This window comes from Vreelandella halophila (assembly GCF_019903425.1).
Classification (GTDB): Bacteria; Pseudomonadota; Gammaproteobacteria; order Pseudomonadales; family Oleiphilaceae; genus Halospina; species Halospina halophila.
In genome coordinates, this window is the sequence record NZ_JACHUZ010000002.1 from 1 (window position 1) to 1,270 (window position 1,270).

General features: G+C 56.8%; 1 protein-coding gene and 1 pseudogene. Both read right to left on the minus strand.

The genetic code is table 11. From position 1 onward, the window contains the following. Window positions 1-32: 32 nt before the first annotated feature. Window positions 33-860, minus strand: a pseudogene (locus tag H4I92_RS00010) (IS3 family transposase); the annotation flags it as partial. Further along, entirely contained in the window at window positions 842-1,213 is a 372-nt protein-coding gene (locus H4I92_RS00015; protein WP_143512553.1) for a transposase, read from the minus strand. The gene H4I92_RS00015 and the pseudogene H4I92_RS00010, both read right to left, overlap by 19 nt. Window positions 1,214-1,270: the final 57 nt, after the last annotated feature.

Genomic DNA, 1,270 nt, shown 5'->3' on the forward strand with positions numbered 1-1,270 from the left:
TGGAGTTCCCCCAAAAAAGTGGACACGCGCCATCAGCTTAACCCCTCGTACTCCAGTGGGGTCCTGTAACCAAGGCTGCTGTGGAGCCGTTGGGTATTATAAAAGACTTCAATATAGCGATTTATATGTTTCCGTAATTGTCGCATCGTCACGAAGCTGGTGGCGTGCAGCAATTCTCCCTTCAGCGTCTTGAAGAAGGACTCAACCTCGGCGTTGTCGGTGCATTGGCCCGGTCGGTTCATGCTGTGGTGGACCTGGTGCTGTTTCAGCAATGCCTGAGTCTTGTGGGCCCTGTATTCGATCCCCCGATCAGTATGAAGCAACAGGCCAGCGGCAGGATTTCGGCTTTTGAAGGCCTCCCTCAGGGTCGCTCTGGAGAAATCCGCATCCAGGCTTTCGCCCAATCGCCAACTGAGTACTCGACGGGAGAAAAGATCCAACACCACCGCCAGGAAAACGTATTTCTGACCGAGCTTGATGTAGGTCACGTCACTGCTCCATTGCTGATCCACGGCGGCCGGAGCAGGGGCTCCGAGGCGATAATTGGGCAGGGCTTTCAGTTCGTGACGCCGCCGCGCCAGGCGCCGGTAGACGTGGGTTACACGGGCCCGCATTCCCCACTGCTGCATCACCTTTGCAACCCGGTTTTCGCCCACTGTCACTCCCTCACGGCACAGCGCCTGATGGACCCGCGGACTGCCGTAGCGCCCCTTGCTATCATCATAGATCCTTCGGATCTGGGACAGCAGCACGGCTCGCTCTGCGTCTCTTTTGCCGGGCTTTCGATTGGCCCAGGCATAGTAGCCGGAACGCGAAACGCTCAGGTGCTGACAAAGTGCCTTTACGCTGTACTGCCGTCGGTGTTTCCAGACGAACCGGAACGCTTCCGTCGTTCCTCGGCCTGAAAACGTTGAAACTTTTTTAGGACGTCGTTTTCCTCCTCAAGCTCCGCGATCCGGCGTTTGAGGCGGGTGACCTCATCCTGGTCTTTGATCTTCTCCTTGGCCTCGGGGGGCGCTTTCTTGACCCGTTTCATGGCAAATTTCCCCTCGCGGTACTCTTTGCGCCAGCGTGACAGCATGAATGGGTGAATATCCAGCGCTTGCGCTACGCCCTGAACGCTTCGATGGGCCTGGTGACTCCACTCTACCGCCTTGACCTTAAACTCGGTGCTGTAGCGTTGTGTCTTCTTCCCCGTGATCATCGCGGGCATCGGTTTTCTCCTTCGTGGGAGTTATCGATGCGTGTCCATTAAAGTGGGGGAACTCCA

Excerpts from the sequence above, each read along its gene's own strand:
- H4I92_RS00015 (WP_143512553.1), bottom strand. The coding sequence starts at position 1,213 with ATGCCCGCGATGATCACGGGGAAGAAGACACAACGCTACAGCACCGAG.